Here is an 18,208-nt window from a genome sequence, read left to right on the forward strand (position 1 = left end):
AATTCGAAGTTTAGCTAGTCTAAGACGCTAGTCAGAGACCTTTGCGATCTCAGATGATCATCCATTTCCCTGTCGTATAGATACACAAAGAGAACCGCCATCATATCACTGAAGCCTTCAGATGGATTTTTGGTTTCCAGAATTAATTTGTAACTATTATCGGCGTACAGGGTCAAGCCTTCCTCACTTGCATAGACCGGTACTTTTTTCAGTCCGATTTTATTATTGTAATTCTCACATTCAAACGTATACACGGCAGTTTCCTCTGTAATATCATATAGCGTAAAGGACTGTGCGTGCGGGTGTAAATGTGCGGCCATGGCATGGATTGTTGTGTCTTCTTTCAACTCTAACTGGTAGGTGACATCAAATTCGTATCTATGGTTTCCTTCGGGTAAGATCCAATGTGCCGACAGTTTCTCACCTTCCTTATTTAAGAACGAGTGATTCTTGAGGTCGATAGGCGTACACAGTGAAGGGTCCTTCTTCTTATTTGGATTATAAGGGTTCTCCCGGTCGTAGTCCTGTAATAGGACAAGTGCCCTTGGAACTAACGGTTTTAAATGACTTTGAGGCGGCGCGAACTCGAAAGAAATGCGGTGCTTCACTTTAAAGAAGGCATCTTCGATATTATGGTTCAGGGTTCTGGATGCTACAATGAACTTATCGTTAGCAGCTACCGGAAATCCATATCCTTGAGGAAATTGCAGATCATTAATTCCATTGGACAAAGTGCCCAAACGCGGGTATTGCGCATTGATACGCTGCGGAAAATTTAAATTCTTATAGTGGATGGGATCAAAAAAGTCGATGTTGGTGTGACACAAAAAATCGTTGTTATGAACGTTCGTGCCCTCGCGATACACTTCAGCCTTGAATCCCGTGATCCATTTCACTGCAGCCGCATCCGGGTTAAGATCAAGGTTTAGCATAGCCTGAGGCCCATCCATAGATTGATAGATATTATCAACCAACAGGTCCGGTGACTCCAAAACAACCCCTGCATCGTTTCGCCGGATCTCCCAATCGGGGTCGATGATCCGAAACGCATGAAGCAGTTTGGTCTTAACAATCGCTTGGTGCCGGTTGGACAGCGAGTGATACCCAATGGCCACGACGACCAAGCCTGTCATCAGCAGGATCAACATACCTTTCACCGAAAATATCCTAATTCGTTTCAACGCCATTGCTTTTTCAGGATAAAGATACGGAAATGTCAATCTTTGTAAGCAGTCTGCGTTTTCTTTTAAGGGGAAACGAATTTTTCCCTTATTCAACTCCTTCTGAAAGGCCCAAATAATAAGCCTGTTAGCTCTTCCTTCTTCTGTTTACTTCCTGTTAACAAAATTCATTTTCTATCCGCATAATTAATCGTATTTTTAACCCTTAATCTTGTAGGAAATTGATGGGTAAAATAATTGCGATCGCAAACCAAAAAGGAGGTGTAGGGAAAACCACAACTTCAGTTAATCTGGCCGCCTCACTAGGCGTGCTGGAAAAGAAAATTTTACTGATAGATGCAGATCCTCAAGCCAATGCAACTTCCGGTCTGGGAATAGATGTGGAGAATGTGGAGATTGGCACGTACCAATTGCTGGAACATACCATTAAAGCGAAAGAGGCAATTATAAAGACCAGTTCCCCCAATCTCGATCTCATTCCGTCACACATTGACCTTGTGGCCATTGAAATTGAACTGGTGGATAAGGAGAACCGTGAATCGATGTTGAAAAAGGCCATTCAGGACCTTAAAGGTGAATACGATTTTATTTTGATCGATTGTGCGCCTTCTCTTGGTTTATTGACCCTTAATGCTCTTACCGCAGCAGATAGTGTGATCATCCCAATCCAATGCGAATATTTTGCTCTGGAGGGATTAGGAAAATTGTTGAATACCATTAAAAGTGTACAAAAGATCCACAACGAGCAATTGGATATAGAAGGCTTGTTGCTTACCATGTACGATTCCCGCCTCCGACTCTCAAATCAGGTGGTGGATGAAGTTAAAAAACATTTTGATGAGATGGTATTCAAAACAATCATTCAACGAAACGTGCGTTTAAGTGAAGCTCCCAGTTTTGGCGAGAGTATAATTAGCTACGATGCCGGCAGTAAAGGAGCCAATAATTATTTAAGTTTGGCACAGGAATTAATTGAAAAAAATCTATAAGCGCTAATGGCAAAGGCAACAAAAAAACAGGCTTTGGGACGCGGACTTTCTGCGCTGCTGAAAGATCCTTCCAACGATATACGATCTGCAACCGATAAGAATGCAGACAAGGTGGTAGGGAGTATCGTAGAGCTGGAGTTGGATACCATAGAAGTAAATCCGTTTCAGCCTCGAACCAGTTTTAATGAAGAATCGCTTCGGGAATTAGCTTCTTCCATTAAGGAATTAGGGGTCATCCAACCTATTACGGTTCGGAAAATGGACTTCAATAAATTCCAGTTAGTCAGTGGAGAACGACGTTTCCGCGCTTCAAAATTAATTGGATTAGAAACCATCCCGGCCTATATTCGTATAGCGAACGACCAGGAATCACTGGAAATGGCGTTGGTGGAAAATATTCAGCGTCAGGATCTGGACCCAATAGAGATCGCCCTCTCCTACCAACGGTTAATAGAAGAGATAGAGGTCACTCAAGAAGAATTAAGTGATCGCGTAGGTAAGAATCGTTCTACAATTGCCAACTATTTACGTCTGTTAAAACTGGATCCCATTGTACAAACAGGAATGCGTGACGGTTTCATTTCTATGGGACATGGTCGTGCCCTCATCAATATCGAAGATACCAACGATCAACTGGAGATCTACGAAAAGATCTTAACGCAACAACTTTCGGTTCGCGATACAGAAGCATTGGTTCGTAAACACAAGTCGCCTGCCAACACCGACACGCCTAAACAAAAAACTGTTCCTTCCTTTGCGAAGGAAGCTAAAAAAGAACTTGCCGCTTTGTTTGACAGTAACGTAGATGTAAAAGTTTCCGGTTCGGGGAAAGGACAACTCATCGTTCCGTTTAAAAGTAAGGAAGACCTGCAACGCATCCTCAAGCTAATTAAAAGTGAAGCGTAAGGGACTCCATATCTTCTTATTTCTCCTATGTTCAGGAACTGTTTTTTCCCAAACTACGGATTCACTTTCAGTCACTGAAGAAAAAGTGTTGATCGTTGAAAATACCAATACCCCTAAAGAAGCATACAATCCGTTGGCCCCTTCAAAGGCCGCGTTCTACTCTGCCGTGCTTCCGGGACTGGGACAAGCGTACAATAAAAAATACTGGAAAATTCCCATCGTGTATGCCGGGATAGCGACGGGCGTGTACTTTTATATTGACAATGACAACGATTACGACCGATTTCGAGATGCGTATAAGCGCAGATTGGCGGGATTTACCGACGATGAGTTTCAAGGCATTTCTACCGACCGATTGATCGATGCACAGCGCACCGCACAAAAAAATAAAGATGTAAGTATCATTGTGGCTTTGGCGTTCTATCTGGTCAATATTGTAGATGCAAATGTGGATGCGCACTTAAAACAATTCAATGTAAGCGATGACCTTTCACTACAGCCCAATTTCGAGTTGAACCGCATCGACTCGCATCCTAACTACGGAATTTCCCTAAAATATCATCTAAAATGAAATTAGCACTATTGGGATATGGTAAAATGGGACACACCATCGAACGGCTTGCGAAAGAACAAGGGCATGAGATCGTTTATAAACAGTCCAGCAGTACTTCGGAAGGGAATTTAGACGAAGCCGATGCCGCTATTGAATTCTCCTCTCCTGAAGCAGCCGTAGAAAACATCACCAACTGTTTTAAACACAATATTCCTGTGGTGTCCGGCACCACCGGCTGGTTGGATCGTTATCAAGAAGTATTAAAAATCTGTGAAGACCGTAACGCAAGCTTCATATATGCGTCCAACTTTAGTGTGGGAGTAAATTTGTTTTTCAGCATAAATGCGTATGCCGCAAAGGTATTTGCACCATGGAAAGAGTATATTGCATCGATCGAGGAGATCCATCATACTCAAAAGAAAGATGCGCCAAGTGGTACGGCCATCTCGTTGGCAGAAGGAATGCTAACGCATTCTGGTAAGAAAATGTGGAAATTGGACGAACAAAAGGAAGACGCTATTACCATCACGGCAAAGCGTATAGATGACGTGAAAGGCACCCATATCGTTCGGTACGAATCTGAAGTTGATTCGGTCTCACTTGAACACGAGGCGCATACCCGGGACGGTTTTGCGAAAGGAGCGATCCTAGCTGCGGAATGGCTGCAAGGGAAAAAGGGTGTTTTTAGCATGAAAGATGTGCTTCAGATCACCGAATAATTAAATAAAGGCCTAGCCTTCAGAAAAAATACATATATGAGTTGGACAGAATGGTTCTTGTTTATCTTGCTGATACAAATAGTTCACTTTTTAGGAACTTGGAAATTATATAAGGTTGCCGGAAGGCATGCATGGGAAGCTGCCATACCTATTTACAATGCAGTGATCCTTATGAAGATTATCAACAGACCGTGGTGGTGGACCATCCTTCTTTTTGTACCCATTGTAAACCTCATCATGTTTCCGGTGGTATGGGTGGAAACTCTGCGCAGCTTTGGAAGGAACAGTACTTCCGATACGGCATTCGTGCTTATTACGTTAGGATTGTACATTTACTATGTGAACTACACCCAAAAGGTAGTGCATATCAAGGACAGAAGTCTAAAGCCCAGAACATCCACAGGAGAATGGGTAAGCAGTATCTTATTTGCCGTGGTAGCAGCCACCATTGTGCATACCTACTTTATGCAGCCGTTCACGATACCTACTTCTTCCTTGGAGAAAACATTACTGGTGGGTGATTTTCTGTTTGTAAGCAAATATCATTATGGAGCGAGGGCACCTATGACGCCTATATCTTTTCCTATGGTGCACGATACGATCCCTGTGGTCAAGACACGGTCCTACCTTCCTAAACCTCAAATCCCATACTTTAGATTTCCGGGATTTCAAGAGATAGAACGCAACGACATTGTCGTGTTTAGCTGGCCTGTAGATACCTTGATCGATATCAACCCCGGAACCATGCGAGGCAGCGTGCAAAAACCCATCGATAAGAAATCGAACTATGTAAAGCGGTGTGTAGGCTTGCCCGGTGATTCCCTGGAGGTTCGTGATGGCTATGTGTATATCAACGGACAGCAAAACGAATTACCGGACCGCGCCAAATTACAGTTTGGTTATCAGTTTGCAACCTCAAAGCCCTTGAACCCAAAGTTCGCTGCGGAGCAATACAACATTACAGACCTCTATCCCCTGGACGATCCACCATCTTACAGAGTGTTTCAAACACACATGACCGATGAGGAATATGAGAAGTTCAAGAATTACCCCAATCTGGACACTATTGTTAAAACCGGCGCTCCAAAAGGACAATTTACCAAATCTGTTTTTCCCTATGATGCAAATTATCAATGGAACAACGATCACTTTGGCCCTATTTACATTCCAAAAGCAGGAGCCACAGTTGCGATCACACCCGAAAGCCTGCCTTTCTATAAAAGGATTATTGAAGTCTATGAGGGAAGTGAAATAGGGATCGATAACAAGATCACACAGTCCGGTACACAAATCATGCTCAATGGTGCTGCACTTACCGAGTATACTTTTAAAATGGATTACTATTGGATGATGGGAGACAACCGAAACAACTCCCAAGATGCGCGCACCTGGGGATATGTTCCCTTTAACCATGTGGTTGGGAAACCTGTTTTCGTCTGGATGAGCTGGAATACCAATGGAAAAGGTATTGCCAATAAAATTAGATGGGAGCGTATGTTCACAACGGTGGGTGGCAGCGGTGAACCGGTCTCTTATTTTAAGTATTTCCTTATTGCCGTGATCGCTTGGTTTGGGTTTGATTTCTTCAGAAAAAGAAGAAAAAAACAAAAAGGATAAATAATAGCATTGGATGGCCTCACCGTTGTATCGTACCAAAGTATTTTCACTACGACCGGCATGATCACAAGACCTCGAGCAGGCCTCTAATCAAGGAATTACTTATGAAAGAAATTCTCATCTATCCTACCTATTTCCCATGCATCGCACAGATGGCAGCTGCTGCACAGGCTGATGCGGTAGTATTGGAGCTTGAAGACAACTACCAGAAACAAACCTATCGCAACCGCACTTACATAGCGCATAATAATGGCAGGCTACTGCTTAATGTCCCTGTAAAACACGCTACCGATGGAAACAGACAAAAGACAAAAGATGTAGTGGTTGAAAATGATTTCGATTGGCAGAAACAGCATTGGAGATCGATTCAAACTGCCTATCGAACCTCTCCGTTCTTTGAATTTTATGAAGATGAGCTGGCGCCTTTTTTTTCTGAAAAAGTAGCCGGTTTACAGACGCATAATCTGCGTATTTTTAAGGTGCTGCACGACCTGCTGGGCATGGAGGTTCCCATTACAACCACCACCGAATACTATAGATCTCCTGCGCAGCAGGATCTTCGGGAAATGGTAAATGCCCGCAGAGAAAAGAAGTATGAACTGGAACCTTATACCCAGGTTTTGGAAGCACACCACGGTTTTTTACCCAATCTCTCGGTCTTAGACCTGTTATGCAATGAAGGCCCTAATGCACTTCATTATTTAGAAAAGCAAAAGCTAGCATTCATCTAATCGTCTTCTTCCATTTTTTTAGCGCCCCAACCCACGGTCGCCTTTACCGGATAATGATCTGAAAAGGAATCTCTTATTGTTTCAAAGCGCAGTACGTCAAACGAAGCTTCCGGTAAAATATAATCGATCCGCATAGGATATCCGTCAAATTTAAAAGTAGTTCCTATCCCGGAACCTCGTTCTACAAAGGCATCGGTCATTCCCTCCTGCAGGGTTCTATATACGTAAGAGAAGGGGGTGTTGTTAAAATCACCGCTAATGATCACCGGATAGGGCGACATCGCTTTGTGAGCAAGGATCGCTGCGGCTTGCTCTTCCTGCATTACAAATGCCCGTGACATACGTTTACGTAAACGCTCTTTATTCCCTTCCTGCAAATATTCTACTCTGGGAAGGATCCCGAGCGATTGCAGATGCAGATTGTAGACACGCAGCGTATCGGGGCCTTTTACAATATCGGCAAACAAGGTATTGTTGTGCGAATCTTCAAAATCGAAAGCGCCTGTCTTCGCAAACGGAAATTTTGAAAAAATCGCATGCCCCAGTTTATTATTCCCGTCTTTAAAATGAATGAATTGGTAGGGATATTCTGAAAAATCGAACGTACTTTCCCGGTAATACTCCTGAATACACAAGATGTCCGGTGTATCGTTTTGAATGATAGCGTTTATTGTTTCTGAAACCCCTTCGGAAGGATCCTCCTCATAGGCATTGAAAAGGCGCACATTGTAGCTCAACAGCGACAGGGATTGCGTATATTCTGAAGCATCCCCTTCCGAAGAAAACTCAAAAAACGGATTAAAATGAAGGTAAGCGATGATCAATACTACCATCGAGATTAAAAAGGTACGTTTCCCCCGAAACATCCAGTAGATCATGAATAACACATTGAGCAACAATAAGGGAGAAACCGCCAGACTCAATAACGCTAGCGTTGGAAAAGCCGATGGCCTAAGGTACGGCAATACAAACGAGACCAACAGCAATATCACAGCAATGATATTGCTCCAGTAAATCACCGAATGTAATAGCCCCTTTTTTGAACGCATTCGTTAGTCTTCTTTTCCTGCCTTGAACAGAAAATCTTTTTCGGCCTTGGTAAGGCTGTCATACCCGCTCTTTCCTATCTTATCCAATATGGCATCTACTTTTTTCTGATAGCCGGACTTGTCTTCTGTCTTTTTAGAACGTCCTGTTTTATGCGGTGTTGTACGATGTACTTTTTTGAATGGTTTTTTAGCACGCGGCGTGAACCATTGTGCTACCCTGTCCATAAGGGTTTCAAACCATTTCCCTATATCGTTTCCTTTTGCCAGTTGTAAGGCATACACGTAGCCTAATATGGCACCACCTAAATGGGCAAGCAATCCACCGGCATTCCCTGAGGTTGGAAGCTGAACCAGATCCTTGATCACAAAGAACGCTGCGATATGCCACAGTTTTACGGTAAAGAAAATAATTCGAACTTGGGTATTTGGCGAATATGTAGCTATAAATACAACAATGGCCGTAACCGCTGCCGAAGCTCCTAATAGATAACCCCTGCTGTTGGTAAACACAGGAAACAAATTATAGGACAGCACATAAAGGAGTCCGCCGCAAAGGGCACCCAAAAGATATACTGCCAGGAATCGCTTGGCACTGAAAAGATTTAAGATAAATCCGCTAAACCAATACAACCACAGCATATTCCAGAACAAATGCCAAAACCCAAAATGCAAAAAACTATATGTTAGGAAGGACCAGGGTTGCAGTATGAACTCTCCAAAGGAATCCGGAAGTACGAACCAAGCTGTTAATTGTTCTCGCGGAACATCGAACAGGAAAGCGCCCAGATTCACCACTAAGAAGATCAACAGATTGATAACAATCAATTTGATCGCTACCGAAGCCGTTTTAAATTGATACGATAGATTATTCGCAGCCATAGTTAATACCAGCGTGTGTTATCAAAACTATTCTTTTTCCAGTAATATGCCATGATGAAGCCGAACAATGCACCTCCAATGTGTGCCCAATTGGCAATGTTCTGCCCAAACAATGAGAAACCTGTTACGCCGGAGAAGAGGTCCAAAAGGATCAAGGCCGGGATAAAATATTTCGCTTTAATGGGTATGGGCAGGAAGATCAACATCAGTTCCACATTGGGGTACATAAGGCCAAAGGCCACTAACACCCCGTAGATCGCTCCGGAAGCCCCTACTGCAGGGACATTCCATGCTCCAAAGAACTGCTGCATAGCTTCACTACTTACGTTGGAAATATCCCGCCAACTGCCGGGTTCCAGGGTTTTATTCAGCATTTCCCATATCTCTGTGTCACTGGCGCCTAATGCACTCAATGTATCAAATCCGCTGTGAAACTGAAAGTACCCTACCAGTGTATGTATCAAGGCAGCTCCCAATCCGGCAGAGAAATAGAAAAAGAGAAATTTATTTCGTCCCCATCGCATTTCCAATGGCGAACCAAAGGCCCAAAGCGCATACATGTTGAATAGAATATGCATGAAGCCGCCGTGCATGAACATGTGCGTTACCGGCTGCCAGAACTTGAAGTTCGGATTTTCAAAATAGTACAAGGAAAATAACCGATAGGAAATATCTTCAGACAACAACGTGCCAATGAAGAACAGCGCATTGATGATGATTAATACTTTAACAGTTTCGGTGATTCTTCCCATCTAATTGAATTTTTTATCGAAGTCGGTTACATCAAACGTAACCAACACCGGTTTGTTGTTGGGAGCGATGCTTGGCTCCTTACAAGCGAACAATTGATTTACCAGATGTTCCTGTTCGCTTCGGTTCAAGGCAGTTCCGGTTCTAACTGCCATACTTTTTGCCATGGATTTTGCCAACAGGTCGTTTTGGCTAAAGCCTGCATCCGGTACTTCTTCCTTGATATCATTGATAAGCCGCTCCAACACATCCCCTACCTGACTTTCTAGCAAATTTACCGGAATACCATTGATACTAAGTTGTTCACCCCCTATTTCTGAAAAAGCAAAGCCCGTATGTTCCAATTGTTCCTTTACCTTTTCAAGAATTTCCAGATCGGGATTCGAAAAATGGAGCGTCAACGGAAACAAAAGCTGTTGACTAACGGCTTCTTGAAGGGTAATGTTCTTCAGTAATTCTTCATAGAGAATACGTTGGTGAGCCAAGTGTTGGTGGATCACCATCATCCCGCTTTTAATGGGACTAATAATGTATTTATTATGTAGCTGAAAGGTGATTTGTCCATCGACATCCACAGCCGTATCGAACAAGCGTCCGCTTACCTCTTCACTTTCAAATTCGATATTCTCCAATCCCGAAACGACACCTTCTTCCTGCTTCAGTCCTACATAAAGTGATTCCCAGGAGGAACCCTTCTCCCGTTTGTAGCCGGCGGAGTTATTGCGCTGCAAGCTTTCCTTCTGAAATGGGTTGAAGTTCTTATCCACCTCTATCGTAGGTGCGACAGGTTGTTTCTTACTGTAATCATAGGGAGTGTCGAAGCCCGAATCTTTGTTGAAATCCAACACAGGGGCAATACTGAACTGCCCCAAACTATGCTTTATCGTTGCCCGAAGCATGGCATAAATAGCATGCTCATCGTCAAACTTTATCTCTGTTTTAGTGGGGTGAATGTTAATATCGATGGAGTGCGGGTCCACCGCAAGGAACAGGAAATAACCGGGTTGCAACCCATCCTTGAGCAGTCCTTCGAAGGCATTGCTTACCGCATGATGCAAGTACGGGCTCTTTATGAACCTATCGTTCACAAAGAAAAACTGTTCACCCCGACTTTTTTTTGCATACTGTGGTTTAATGACGAACCCTTCAACTTTTACGATCTCGGTCTCTTCGGAAACGGGGACCAATTTTTCATTTGTCTTACTTCCGAAGATATTAACGATACGCTGCCGCGCATTACTCGCCGGTAAATTGAACACGTCGTCATTATTATGCAACATTGAAAAGGCCACTTGAGGATGCGCTAGTGCAACTCTGTGGAACTCATCGATGATGTGCCGCGTCTCTACCGGATTGCTTTTAAGAAAGTTTCGACGCGCCGGAATATTATAAAATAGATTTTTTACTGAAATGGTAGTCCCCTTAGGCACTACGGCTGCTTCTTGGGAGGTCACTTCACTGCCTTCAATACAAATCTTCGTTCCAACTTCCGAAGCTTCGGTACGGGTCTTCAGCTCCACATGTGCAATGGCTGCGATAGAGGCCAAAGCCTCTCCCCGAAACCCCTTGGTGTGTAAGTTGAACAGATCATCGGCCGATTTGATCTTGGAGGTCGCATGTCTTTCAAAACAAAGACGTGCATCTGTCACACTCATCCCAATCCCGTTGTCGGTGACCTGTACGAGCGTCTTCCCGGCATCCTTCACCACCAACGTTATCTTGGTTGCCCCGGCATCTATGGCATTTTCCAGTAATTCCTTGACCACAGAAGCGGGACGTTGAACGACCTCTCCGGCTGCTATTTGATTGGCAACATGATCCGGTAAAAGCTGGATGATATCAGTCATTAGTATTGCTGAAAAAATATGGACAAATCGAAATCGATAATATACAGAAATAGCAAGACCAAAGCCGCCACGATTAGGATAATGCGTTTATTGACACCGCGATCCTTAGAGGCTCTGAGTTCTTCCCAGGCATGCTTGAATTTTCCCTTCAACCCGGGAGAAGACCCTACAGTCGATCTAAATTCGTCGAATTTATGTCTTATCTCAAAAGGATTTCCGTCGCCTTCGTGTTTGTAGTAACGCGGATTATAACTAAATTTTTTGTTCTTGCGTGTTTTTAAAATTCCCATAACTAATCGTTTTCAAATGTACTTAAATTACGGCAGTTTTAGAAGTACTTTGCCGTCCATTCTTGTAAACAATTATCGTTCCGAACCGGGAACCGCTCTGAAATTTTAAAATTTGGAATCCTTACGCAATTGCGCCATCTTAATGGCGGCGATAGCAGCTTCGGTGCCTTTATTGCCGTGTTTACCACCGCTTCGGTCGATCGCCTGTTGGCGTGTATTATCGGTAAGTACACAAAAGATTACAGGAATATTATTCTGCACATTCAAGTCTTTGATCCCCTGTGCAACGGCTTCACACACATAATCAAAATGTTTGGTCTCCCCTTGGATCACACTTCCAATGGCTATGATGGCGTCCAGCATATCGTAGCTTTGTTGCATGCGCTTGCAACCGTAAATAAGTTCGAAGCTGCCCGGCACATCCCATCGCACAATATTATCGTTGATCGCACCACAATCTTTTAAAGCGTCAAAAGCCCCCTGAAACATACCTTCGGTAATTTCATGGTTCCATTCAGAAACAACGATCCCAAACCGAAAGTCTTTCGCGTTTGGGATCGTGTCTTTATCGTAAGTTGATAAATTTTTATGGTGTGTAGCCATCTATTCTTGCATTGCTTCGGCCTGACCAATATAAAGTTGTGCTTTTGTAGCTTCAGCCGATTTCGGATATTCTTCGTTAATGCGGTTGAAATGTTTCAACGCCACATCAAATTTGTTAAGATTCATGGCCGTTAAACCGGCTTTCAGAAGAAAACGGGGTGCTGTCACCTCATTATCGCTTAATGAAACCGCTTTCTCATAATACCCTAACGCATCGTCGGGTTGTCCCAATTGAGCGAACGCATCGCCAATAGCACCTTTGGCCAAGGGACCGAGCATCGCATCGTCACTTTTGAAATCGTCCAAATGATCGATCGCTTTTTGATATTCTCCTGTATTGATGTACGCCATTCCCGCATAATAACTTGCAAGATTCCCTGCCGGCGTCCCACCGTAATTATCGATAATGTCCAAGAAACCGTATTTACCTTCACCACCGTTTAGGGACAGGTTATAAAGAGAATCCTTCGAAGTTGCGGTCAAAGCCTGCTCGAAATAAGCCTGAGCTTGATACATCTCGTTCATGGCCTCACTTTCTTTGGGACCTTGGATAAATTGCTGATATCCTAAATAACCTAACACACACACAGCTACAGCACCAACAGTAATAAGAATATACTTTTGGTTCTTTTCTACCCAGGCCTCGGTTCTGGAAGCACCTTCATCTAAGGTATTGAATACCTCTGCTGTTGTACTGTTCTCTTCTAGTTGAGATTGTTTCTCAACTTTTGTTTTCGGTTTACCACCTCTTTTCTTGTAGGTTGCCATAGATTTCTTTATTGAAGCGCAAAAATAAAATTTTTATTAGAATTTAAAAGGGAAAAGATTCCTTATTTTTCGATAATTTGCAACCTGCTTTTTGATTTTTTTCTGAAAAGTTGACACCCAAACTCTAAATCATACCAGTCTCATTCGCATGCATTTACAATCATTGTCATTATTAAACTACAAGAATTTTGAATCGGAAAGCTTTTCCTTCGATCCTAAAATCAATTGTTTTGTTGGAAATAATGGTATAGGAAAGACCAATGTGCTCGATGCGATCTATCACCTTTCCTTTGGTAAGAGCTACTTCAATCCCATCACCACACAAAATATTCGTCACGGCGAAGAATTCTTTGTAGTAGAAGGGCTTTACAAGAAGAAAGAACACGACGAAAAGATCGTGGTGAGCGCCAAGCGCGGACAAAAAAAACTTATCAAGCGCAACGGAAAGGCCTACGATAAATTTAGTGAACACATAGGGTTCCTGCCTCTGGTTATTATTTCCCCGGCCGACAGAGACCTTATTATTGAAGGAAGCGAAACGCGAAGGAAATTCATGGATGGTGTGATCTCGCAGGGAGATTCGCATTACTTACAGCAATTGATCAACTACAACAAGGTATTGCTTCAGCGTAATTCACTTTTAAAGTATTTTGCCGTCAACAATACGTTTAACCGGGATACACTTGAGATATACAACGAACAATTGCACGCACTTGGCACGCCCATCTACGAGAAACGGACCGAATTTTTAGAAGCATTCACTCCTATTTTCTTAAAAAGATATGCATCGATCAGCAGCGGTAGTGAAACCGTCTCACTTACCTACACCAGCCAGTTACAAGATAAGCCGTTGATAGACCTTTTTCAAGAGCATCTAACCAAAGACAAGGTCACTCAGTATACCAATTTCGGAATCCATAAGGACGATCTTCTTTTTGAAATTGACAGGCATCCCATCAAGAAATTTGGCTCGCAGGGTCAACAAAAATCGTACTTGATCGCATTAAAGTTGGCGCAATTCGATTTTATAAAATCGCAGAGCAACGTAACGCCTATTTTGTTATTGGATGATATTTTTGATAAATTGGACGAGCGGCGCGTGGAGCACCTCATCACTTTGGTCGATAACGAAGATTTTGGACAATTGTTTATAAGCGACACGCATGCCAGCCGCACAGAAGAAGTAGTGAAAAAAGTGCATCAAACCTATAAAATGTTCCCCTTGGGAACGGATCAATAATTGTATGCGGCATAACATTCAAACCATGAAATCAACCTTACTCTGTATCCTTTCACTTATGTTGCTCATGGCTGCATGCAACACACAGACACCCGAAGAACAAAAAGAACTGCTGGAAGGATATTGGGAGATAGCATCGGTGACCTTGGCAGACGGGACAAAACGCGATTTTGGAATGAGTCCCTTGATCGATTTTATTGAGGTAACCGGTGACAGCGGGGTTCGAAAAAAGGTTGCGCCAAAATTTGACGGCAGTTTTGCGGTGACCGATTCGTCGGAAAAATTTCAGTTAATCATTGAAGACGATAGTTTACGTATCCATTACAATACTGCCTTCGACAGCTGGAAGGAAACAGTAGTATTTGTCAAGGATAGCGTGTTAAAAGTAAAGAACCGAGATCAAAAGGAATACACCTACCGACGCTATCGGGGGTTTAATCTTTCAGAATAAAAAAGTATGGCCAAACGAGATGGAGAAAATACCCTGGGTGATGTCCTCAAAAATTTTATTGAGGCGAATCGTCTTCAGTCCGGATTAGACAAGGTCTCGGTAAAAGATGCCTGGCATGCTGTTATGGGTGAAACAATAGACAAATACACCTTGCAGGTACAGCTGGACCGCGACACGCTCTATGTTTCCTTGAGTTCTTCGGTGCTGCGTGAGGAGTTGAGCTACGGAAAAGAAAAGATCATTAGATTGCTCAATGAGCACATGGGAAAAACGTTGATAAAGAAACTCATCCTTCGGTAAAAAAAAAAGACTGTATAAAAAACTAGTAAGCCTTGTCGTTAAGCACTAATTTTTATACAGTCTTCTTATTTTTTAAAAATGCTCTAGAACATCTCTCTACCCGAAAAATGGAATGCGCCTTCGATGGCAGCATTCTCATCGCTGTCACTTCCGTGTACCGCATTCTCTCCAATAGAAGCCGCGTACAATTTACGAATAGTCCCTTCGGCGGCATCGGCCGGATTGGTAGCACCAATAAGGGTACGGAAATCTTCCACTGCATTGTCCTTTTCAAGGATGGCAGCAACAATAGGACCTCGGGTCATATATTCTACCAACTCACCAAAGAAAGGGCGTTCCTTGTGGATCGCATAAAAAGCCTTGGCATCGGCCGTGGTCATCTGCGTTAATTTCATGGCTACGATCCTAAAACCGGCAGCATTTATCTTTTCCAAAATAGCACCAACGTGTCCTTTTTCAACACTGTCGGGCTTTAACATTGTAAACGTTCTATTTGTTCGCATGGTTTTTTTAAATTTTGTGCAAAAGTAACCCATTTAGCTACAAAAACAAGTTATTTACAATAGTTTAATACGCTATGCACTTCGGAAGTGTTTTAAGGTAGCTGAAGTCAAAAATGCGAATTAATTGTATCTTCGCAGCCTATGAATGCCGAAACAACGTCTACAGTTAAAAAACTACTGGAAACACCAAAAAAAATAGTGGTCATTGGCCATAAGAATCCCGACGGTGATGCCGTGGGCTCCAGCTTGGCTCTTGCAAATTTTCTGAAGCAATTAGGTCATGAAACAACCGTGGTGATGCCCAACGATTTTCCCGATTTTTTAAAATGGCTACCGGGTTGCGACCAGATGGTCATTCACGAAAAAGATACGTCTCGTAGTGCACTATTGATCTCTGAAGCAAATGTGATATTCACTCTGGATTTCAACAGCTTAGACCGCACTGGTGACCTTCAGCACATCCTCAAAGAAAGCGAGGCAGCTTTTGTCATGATCGATCACCATCAAGCCCCCGATGATTATGCCATTGCTACTTACAGCGATGTTTCCATGAGTTCTACCTCACAGATGGTGTATCACTTTATGGAAGCTTTGGATGGATTGGACAAGTTGAGCGAGACCATTGCCACACAATTATACACCGGAATTATGACCGACACGGGTTCATTCCGATTTCCATCGACTACGGCAGTGACACACTTGGTCATCGCCAAACTTATGGAAGCCGGGGCTTCCAATGCACAAATCCACGAAGCGGTTTACGATACCAATAGCCCCGAACGGATGAAGCTACTGGGAACAGCATTGAACAACCTCACTATCCTACCGGATTTGCATACCGCCTACATCACATTGACACAACAGGAATTGGATGCACATAACTTCAAAAAGGGAGATACCGAAGGTTTCGTAAACTATGCCTTATCCATTCAAGGGATCTATTTTGCCGTGATCTTTATCGAGAACAAACAGGAAAGCATCGTAAAGATGTCGTTTAGAAGCAAAGGGACCTTCTCTGTAAACGACTTTGCCCGCAATCACTATAACGGTGGCGGTCATATCAATGCCGCCGGAGGGAGAAGTTCAAAATCCTTGAATGAAACAATTACTGAATTTATTAGTATCTTGCCTAGCTATAAAAACGAACTTACTCATGTATCGTAACCTACTTATACTGGCTTTCTTAACATTAAGCCTCTCGGCATGTAAAACTCCTGAAGCACGACGCCCCGTGCAACAGAAGTCCGGAAGTTTTATAAAGGAATCGGCCGAACGGAATAAAAAGATCTTTCAGAAAGAAGAAGCCCGTATCACCAAACTCATGAAAGCAAATCCCGAACGGGATTACATTGCTTCAGAAAGTGGATTTTGGTATTTTTACAATGTTAAAGACACCGTAAGTGTTAAAATGCCCGAATTTGGAGATGAAGTAACCTTCACATTCGACATTAAAGATCTTGGAGGCACTACGATCCTTTCGGAAGAAGAGAACGGACTACAGACCTATATCGTAGACCAAACCAATCAAGAATTGATCTCCGGGATTCGTGACGGAATAAAACTAATGAAAGAAGGTGAACAGGTTACCTTTCTCTTTCCCTCGTATAAAGCATTTGGCTATTATGGCATTGAAGATAAACTTGGCACCAATATACCGGTGCAAAGTACAGTTACGTTAAAATCAATAGAAGAACCAAAAGAAAATTAATAGAACCTATGAAAAAAATCACATTGCTCTTATTATTAGTAACCCTGTCTTTCGCCGCCTGCGAAGATAAATACCCCGATCTTGAAAAAGGGGTGTATGCTGAATTTATTACCAACAAGGGAACCTTTGTAGCAAAGCTACATCATGAGGCCACTCCGCTTACGGTAGCCAACTTTGTGGCACTTGCCGAAGGAAATAACAGCATGGTGGATTCTACATATAAAGGAAAGAAATTCTACAACGGTCTCACATTTCATCGTGTGATCAAAGATTTTATGATCCAAGGAGGAGACCCAAAAGGTGATGGGAGTGGAAATCCGGGTTACCGTTTTCCGGATGAGTTTGTGGACAGCTTAAAACATGATTCCAAAGGAATCCTTTCCATGGCCAACTCAGGCCCTGCTACCAATGGCAGCCAATTCTTCATCACTTTAAAAGAAACACCCTGGCTGGACAATAAGCATACGGTCTTTGGGGAAATAGTCATAGGACAAGAGATCGTGGACGCCATAGGCCAGGTAGAAACCACCAAGCCAGGCGACAAACCGGTAGATCCCGTTGTAATGCAAGAGGTGAATATCATCGTTAAAAAGGGTGCGAAAGTTCCCAACTTCACTACACAAATGGAAACCATAGAAAAGGAAAAGCTGGAAAAGGAAGAAGCGCTCAATAAGATCGCCAAGGTAAAAGCACAAGAATTGGATGAAGTTAAAGAAAAAGCCGAAACACTACCTTCCGGTATTATGATCTACTACAATGAAAAAGGAGAAGGTCCAAAACCGAAAGAGGGAAGCGAAGTTCTTATGAATTATGCAGGTTATTTCGAGAATGGAAGATTGTTCGATTCGAATATACTTGAAGTAGCTGAACGATACAACACCGTTGATGAAGGCAGAAAAGCGGCCGGACAATATGCGCCGGTCACTACAGTTTACAGCACTGATGCCCGATTGATCCCAGGTTTTAGAGAAGGGTTGTTGAGCATGCAAACGGGCGATAAGATCACACTCTTTATCCCTTCGCATTTGGCGTATGGAGAACGAGGGTATCCGCCAACGATCGCACCTAATACCGATCTGGTTTTTGAACTGGAATTGGTAGGCACCGCAGAATAAAAATAAAAA

General features: G+C 43.0%; 21 protein-coding genes. 12 read left to right on the forward strand and 9 right to left on the reverse strand.

Annotation, left to right across the window (positions count from 1 at the left end):
- Positions 1–14: 14 nt before the first annotated feature.
- Positions 15–1,187, reverse strand: coding sequence for a hypothetical protein (locus JS40_RS05090; RefSeq protein WP_233273939.1), 1,173 nt, complete (start codon positions 1,185–1,187; stop codon positions 15–17).
- A gap of 218 nt (positions 1,188–1,405) precedes the next feature.
- Between JS40_RS05090 and JS40_RS05095 the strand changes: the two genes are divergently transcribed.
- From JS40_RS05095 to JS40_RS05120, 6 genes are all read left to right on the forward strand, one after another.
- Positions 1,406–2,170, forward strand: a complete 765-nt coding sequence (locus JS40_RS05095; protein WP_034258878.1) for a ParA family protein — start codon at positions 1,406–1,408, stop codon at positions 2,168–2,170.
- A 6-nt stretch (positions 2,171–2,176) separates the two neighbouring features.
- Positions 2,177–3,076, forward strand: coding sequence for a ParB/RepB/Spo0J family partition protein (locus JS40_RS05100; RefSeq protein WP_034258879.1), 900 nt, complete (start codon positions 2,177–2,179; stop codon positions 3,074–3,076).
- Positions 3,066–3,647, forward strand: coding sequence for a DUF5683 domain-containing protein (locus JS40_RS05105; protein ID WP_034258881.1), 582 nt, complete (start codon positions 3,066–3,068; stop codon positions 3,645–3,647). The genes JS40_RS05100 and JS40_RS05105 overlap by 11 nt, the downstream gene beginning before the upstream one ends.
- Positions 3,644–4,348: a 4-hydroxy-tetrahydrodipicolinate reductase gene (dapB, locus tag JS40_RS05110; RefSeq protein ID WP_034258882.1), complete on the forward strand. Its 705-nt coding sequence runs from the start codon at positions 3,644–3,646 to the stop codon at positions 4,346–4,348. The genes JS40_RS05105 and dapB overlap by 4 nt, the downstream gene beginning before the upstream one ends.
- Before the next feature lie 36 nt (positions 4,349–4,384).
- Positions 4,385–5,965, forward strand: a complete 1,581-nt coding sequence (gene lepB, locus JS40_RS05115; RefSeq protein WP_034258883.1) for a signal peptidase I — start codon at positions 4,385–4,387, stop codon at positions 5,963–5,965.
- Between the two features lie 104 nt (positions 5,966–6,069).
- Positions 6,070–6,696: a WbqC family protein gene (locus JS40_RS05120; RefSeq protein WP_034258885.1), complete on the forward strand. Its 627-nt coding sequence runs from the start codon at positions 6,070–6,072 to the stop codon at positions 6,694–6,696.
- Here JS40_RS05120 and JS40_RS05125 read toward each other — a convergent pair.
- The 7 genes from JS40_RS05125 to JS40_RS05155 form a co-directional block, all read right to left on the reverse strand.
- On the reverse strand, positions 6,693–7,745 hold the full coding sequence (locus JS40_RS05125; RefSeq protein ID WP_034258887.1) for an endonuclease/exonuclease/phosphatase family protein: 1,053 nt from the start codon (positions 7,743–7,745) through the stop codon (positions 6,693–6,695). The two genes, JS40_RS05120 and JS40_RS05125, sit on opposite strands and share 4 nt — an antisense overlap.
- A 3-nt stretch (positions 7,746–7,748) precedes the next feature.
- The gene (locus tag JS40_RS05130; RefSeq protein WP_034258888.1) at positions 7,749–8,624 is read right to left on the reverse strand and encodes a rhomboid family intramembrane serine protease; all 876 of its coding nucleotides are present in this window, start codon (positions 8,622–8,624) and stop codon (positions 7,749–7,751) included.
- Positions 8,625–8,626: 2 nt separating this feature from the next.
- Positions 8,627–9,376, reverse strand: a complete 750-nt coding sequence (locus JS40_RS05135; RefSeq protein ID WP_034258890.1) for a rhomboid family intramembrane serine protease — start codon at positions 9,374–9,376, stop codon at positions 8,627–8,629.
- Positions 9,377–11,221, reverse strand: coding sequence for a DNA mismatch repair endonuclease MutL (gene mutL, locus JS40_RS05140; RefSeq protein ID WP_034258893.1), 1,845 nt, complete (start codon positions 11,219–11,221; stop codon positions 9,377–9,379).
- The gene (locus JS40_RS05145) at positions 11,221–11,511 is read right to left on the reverse strand and encodes a hypothetical protein (RefSeq protein WP_034258894.1); all 291 of its coding nucleotides are present in this window, start codon (positions 11,509–11,511) and stop codon (positions 11,221–11,223) included. The genes mutL and JS40_RS05145 overlap by 1 nt, the downstream gene beginning before the upstream one ends.
- 105 nt (positions 11,512–11,616) lie before the next feature.
- Positions 11,617–12,114: a 6,7-dimethyl-8-ribityllumazine synthase gene (ribH, locus tag JS40_RS05150; protein WP_034258896.1), complete on the reverse strand. Its 498-nt coding sequence runs from the start codon at positions 12,112–12,114 to the stop codon at positions 11,617–11,619.
- Positions 12,115–12,882: a tetratricopeptide repeat protein gene (locus tag JS40_RS05155; RefSeq protein WP_034258897.1), complete on the reverse strand. Its 768-nt coding sequence runs from the start codon at positions 12,880–12,882 to the stop codon at positions 12,115–12,117. It abuts the gene before it with no gap.
- 148 nt (positions 12,883–13,030) lie between these two features.
- On the opposite strand from JS40_RS05155, the gene recF reads away from it, so the two are divergent.
- The 3 genes from recF to JS40_RS05170 are packed head-to-tail and all read left to right on the forward strand — an operon-like array spanning position 13,031 to position 14,873.
- On the forward strand, positions 13,031–14,122 hold the full coding sequence (gene recF, locus JS40_RS05160) for a DNA replication/repair protein RecF (RefSeq protein WP_034258899.1): 1,092 nt from the start codon (positions 13,031–13,033) through the stop codon (positions 14,120–14,122).
- 25 nt (positions 14,123–14,147) lie between these two features.
- A complete protein-coding gene (locus tag JS40_RS05165; protein ID WP_034262113.1) occupies positions 14,148–14,573 on the forward strand; it encodes a lipocalin family protein in 426 nt (141 codons plus the stop codon).
- 6 nt (positions 14,574–14,579) lie between these two features.
- A complete protein-coding gene (locus JS40_RS05170) occupies positions 14,580–14,873 on the forward strand; it encodes a DciA family protein (protein ID WP_034258900.1) in 294 nt (97 codons plus the stop codon).
- An 83-nt stretch (positions 14,874–14,956) separates the two neighbouring features.
- Here the strand turns inward: JS40_RS05170 and JS40_RS05175 are convergent, their stop codons facing one another.
- Positions 14,957–15,376, reverse strand: a complete 420-nt coding sequence (locus JS40_RS05175) for a nucleoside-diphosphate kinase (protein ID WP_034262116.1) — start codon at positions 15,374–15,376, stop codon at positions 14,957–14,959.
- Between the two features lie 141 nt (positions 15,377–15,517).
- Here JS40_RS05175 and JS40_RS05180 point away from each other — a divergent pair, with 141 nt between their 5' ends.
- Genes JS40_RS05180 through JS40_RS05190 form a run of 3 tightly spaced genes read left to right on the forward strand, consistent with a single transcriptional unit; the run spans position 15,518 to position 18,199 of the window.
- Positions 15,518–16,540, forward strand: coding sequence for a DHH family phosphoesterase (locus tag JS40_RS05180; protein ID WP_034258902.1), 1,023 nt, complete (start codon positions 15,518–15,520; stop codon positions 16,538–16,540).
- Entirely contained in the window at positions 16,530–17,084 is a 555-nt protein-coding gene (gene gldI, locus JS40_RS05185) for a gliding motility-associated peptidyl-prolyl isomerase GldI (protein ID WP_034258903.1), read from the forward strand. The genes JS40_RS05180 and gldI overlap by 11 nt, the downstream gene beginning before the upstream one ends.
- 8 nt (positions 17,085–17,092) lie before the next feature.
- Positions 17,093–18,199: a peptidylprolyl isomerase gene (locus JS40_RS05190; protein WP_034258904.1), complete on the forward strand. Its 1,107-nt coding sequence runs from the start codon at positions 17,093–17,095 to the stop codon at positions 18,197–18,199.
- Positions 18,200–18,208 lie beyond the last annotated feature (9 nt).

This window comes from Altibacter lentus (assembly GCF_000746845.1).
Taxonomy (GTDB): domain Bacteria; phylum Bacteroidota; class Bacteroidia; order Flavobacteriales; family Flavobacteriaceae; genus Altibacter; species Altibacter lentus.

Excerpts from the sequence above, each read along its gene's own strand:
- JS40_RS05090 (WP_233273939.1), bottom strand. The coding sequence starts at position 1,187 with ATGGCGTTGAAACGAATTAGGATATTTTCGGTGAAAGGTATGTTGATC.
- JS40_RS05095 (WP_034258878.1), top strand. The coding sequence starts at position 1,406 with ATGGGTAAAATAATTGCGATCGCAAACCAAAAAGGAGGTGTAGGGAAA.
- JS40_RS05100 (WP_034258879.1), top strand. The coding sequence starts at position 2,177 with ATGGCAAAGGCAACAAAAAAACAGGCTTTGGGACGCGGACTTTCTGCG.
- dapB (WP_034258882.1), top strand. The coding sequence starts at position 3,644 with ATGAAATTAGCACTATTGGGATATGGTAAAATGGGACACACCATCGAA.
- lepB (WP_034258883.1), top strand. The coding sequence starts at position 4,385 with ATGAGTTGGACAGAATGGTTCTTGTTTATCTTGCTGATACAAATAGTT.
- JS40_RS05120 (WP_034258885.1), top strand. The coding sequence starts at position 6,070 with ATGAAAGAAATTCTCATCTATCCTACCTATTTCCCATGCATCGCACAG.
- JS40_RS05125 (WP_034258887.1), bottom strand. The coding sequence starts at position 7,745 with ATGCGTTCAAAAAAGGGGCTATTACATTCGGTGATTTACTGGAGCAAT.
- JS40_RS05130 (WP_034258888.1), bottom strand. The coding sequence starts at position 8,624 with ATGGCTGCGAATAATCTATCGTATCAATTTAAAACGGCTTCGGTAGCG.
- JS40_RS05135 (WP_034258890.1), bottom strand. The coding sequence starts at position 9,376 with ATGGGAAGAATCACCGAAACTGTTAAAGTATTAATCATCATCAATGCG.
- mutL (WP_034258893.1), bottom strand. The coding sequence starts at position 11,221 with ATGACTGATATCATCCAGCTTTTACCGGATCATGTTGCCAATCAAATA.
- JS40_RS05145 (WP_034258894.1), bottom strand. The coding sequence starts at position 11,511 with ATGGGAATTTTAAAAACACGCAAGAACAAAAAATTTAGTTATAATCCG.
- ribH (WP_034258896.1), bottom strand. The coding sequence starts at position 12,114 with ATGGCTACACACCATAAAAATTTATCAACTTACGATAAAGACACGATC.
- JS40_RS05155 (WP_034258897.1), bottom strand. The coding sequence starts at position 12,882 with ATGGCAACCTACAAGAAAAGAGGTGGTAAACCGAAAACAAAAGTTGAG.
- recF (WP_034258899.1), top strand. The coding sequence starts at position 13,031 with ATGCATTTACAATCATTGTCATTATTAAACTACAAGAATTTTGAATCG.
- JS40_RS05165 (WP_034262113.1), top strand. The coding sequence starts at position 14,148 with ATGAAATCAACCTTACTCTGTATCCTTTCACTTATGTTGCTCATGGCT.
- JS40_RS05170 (WP_034258900.1), top strand. The coding sequence starts at position 14,580 with ATGGCCAAACGAGATGGAGAAAATACCCTGGGTGATGTCCTCAAAAAT.
- JS40_RS05175 (WP_034262116.1), bottom strand. The coding sequence starts at position 15,376 with ATGCGAACAAATAGAACGTTTACAATGTTAAAGCCCGACAGTGTTGAA.
- JS40_RS05180 (WP_034258902.1), top strand. The coding sequence starts at position 15,518 with ATGAATGCCGAAACAACGTCTACAGTTAAAAAACTACTGGAAACACCA.
- gldI (WP_034258903.1), top strand. The coding sequence starts at position 16,530 with ATGTATCGTAACCTACTTATACTGGCTTTCTTAACATTAAGCCTCTCG.
- JS40_RS05190 (WP_034258904.1), top strand. The coding sequence starts at position 17,093 with ATGAAAAAAATCACATTGCTCTTATTATTAGTAACCCTGTCTTTCGCC.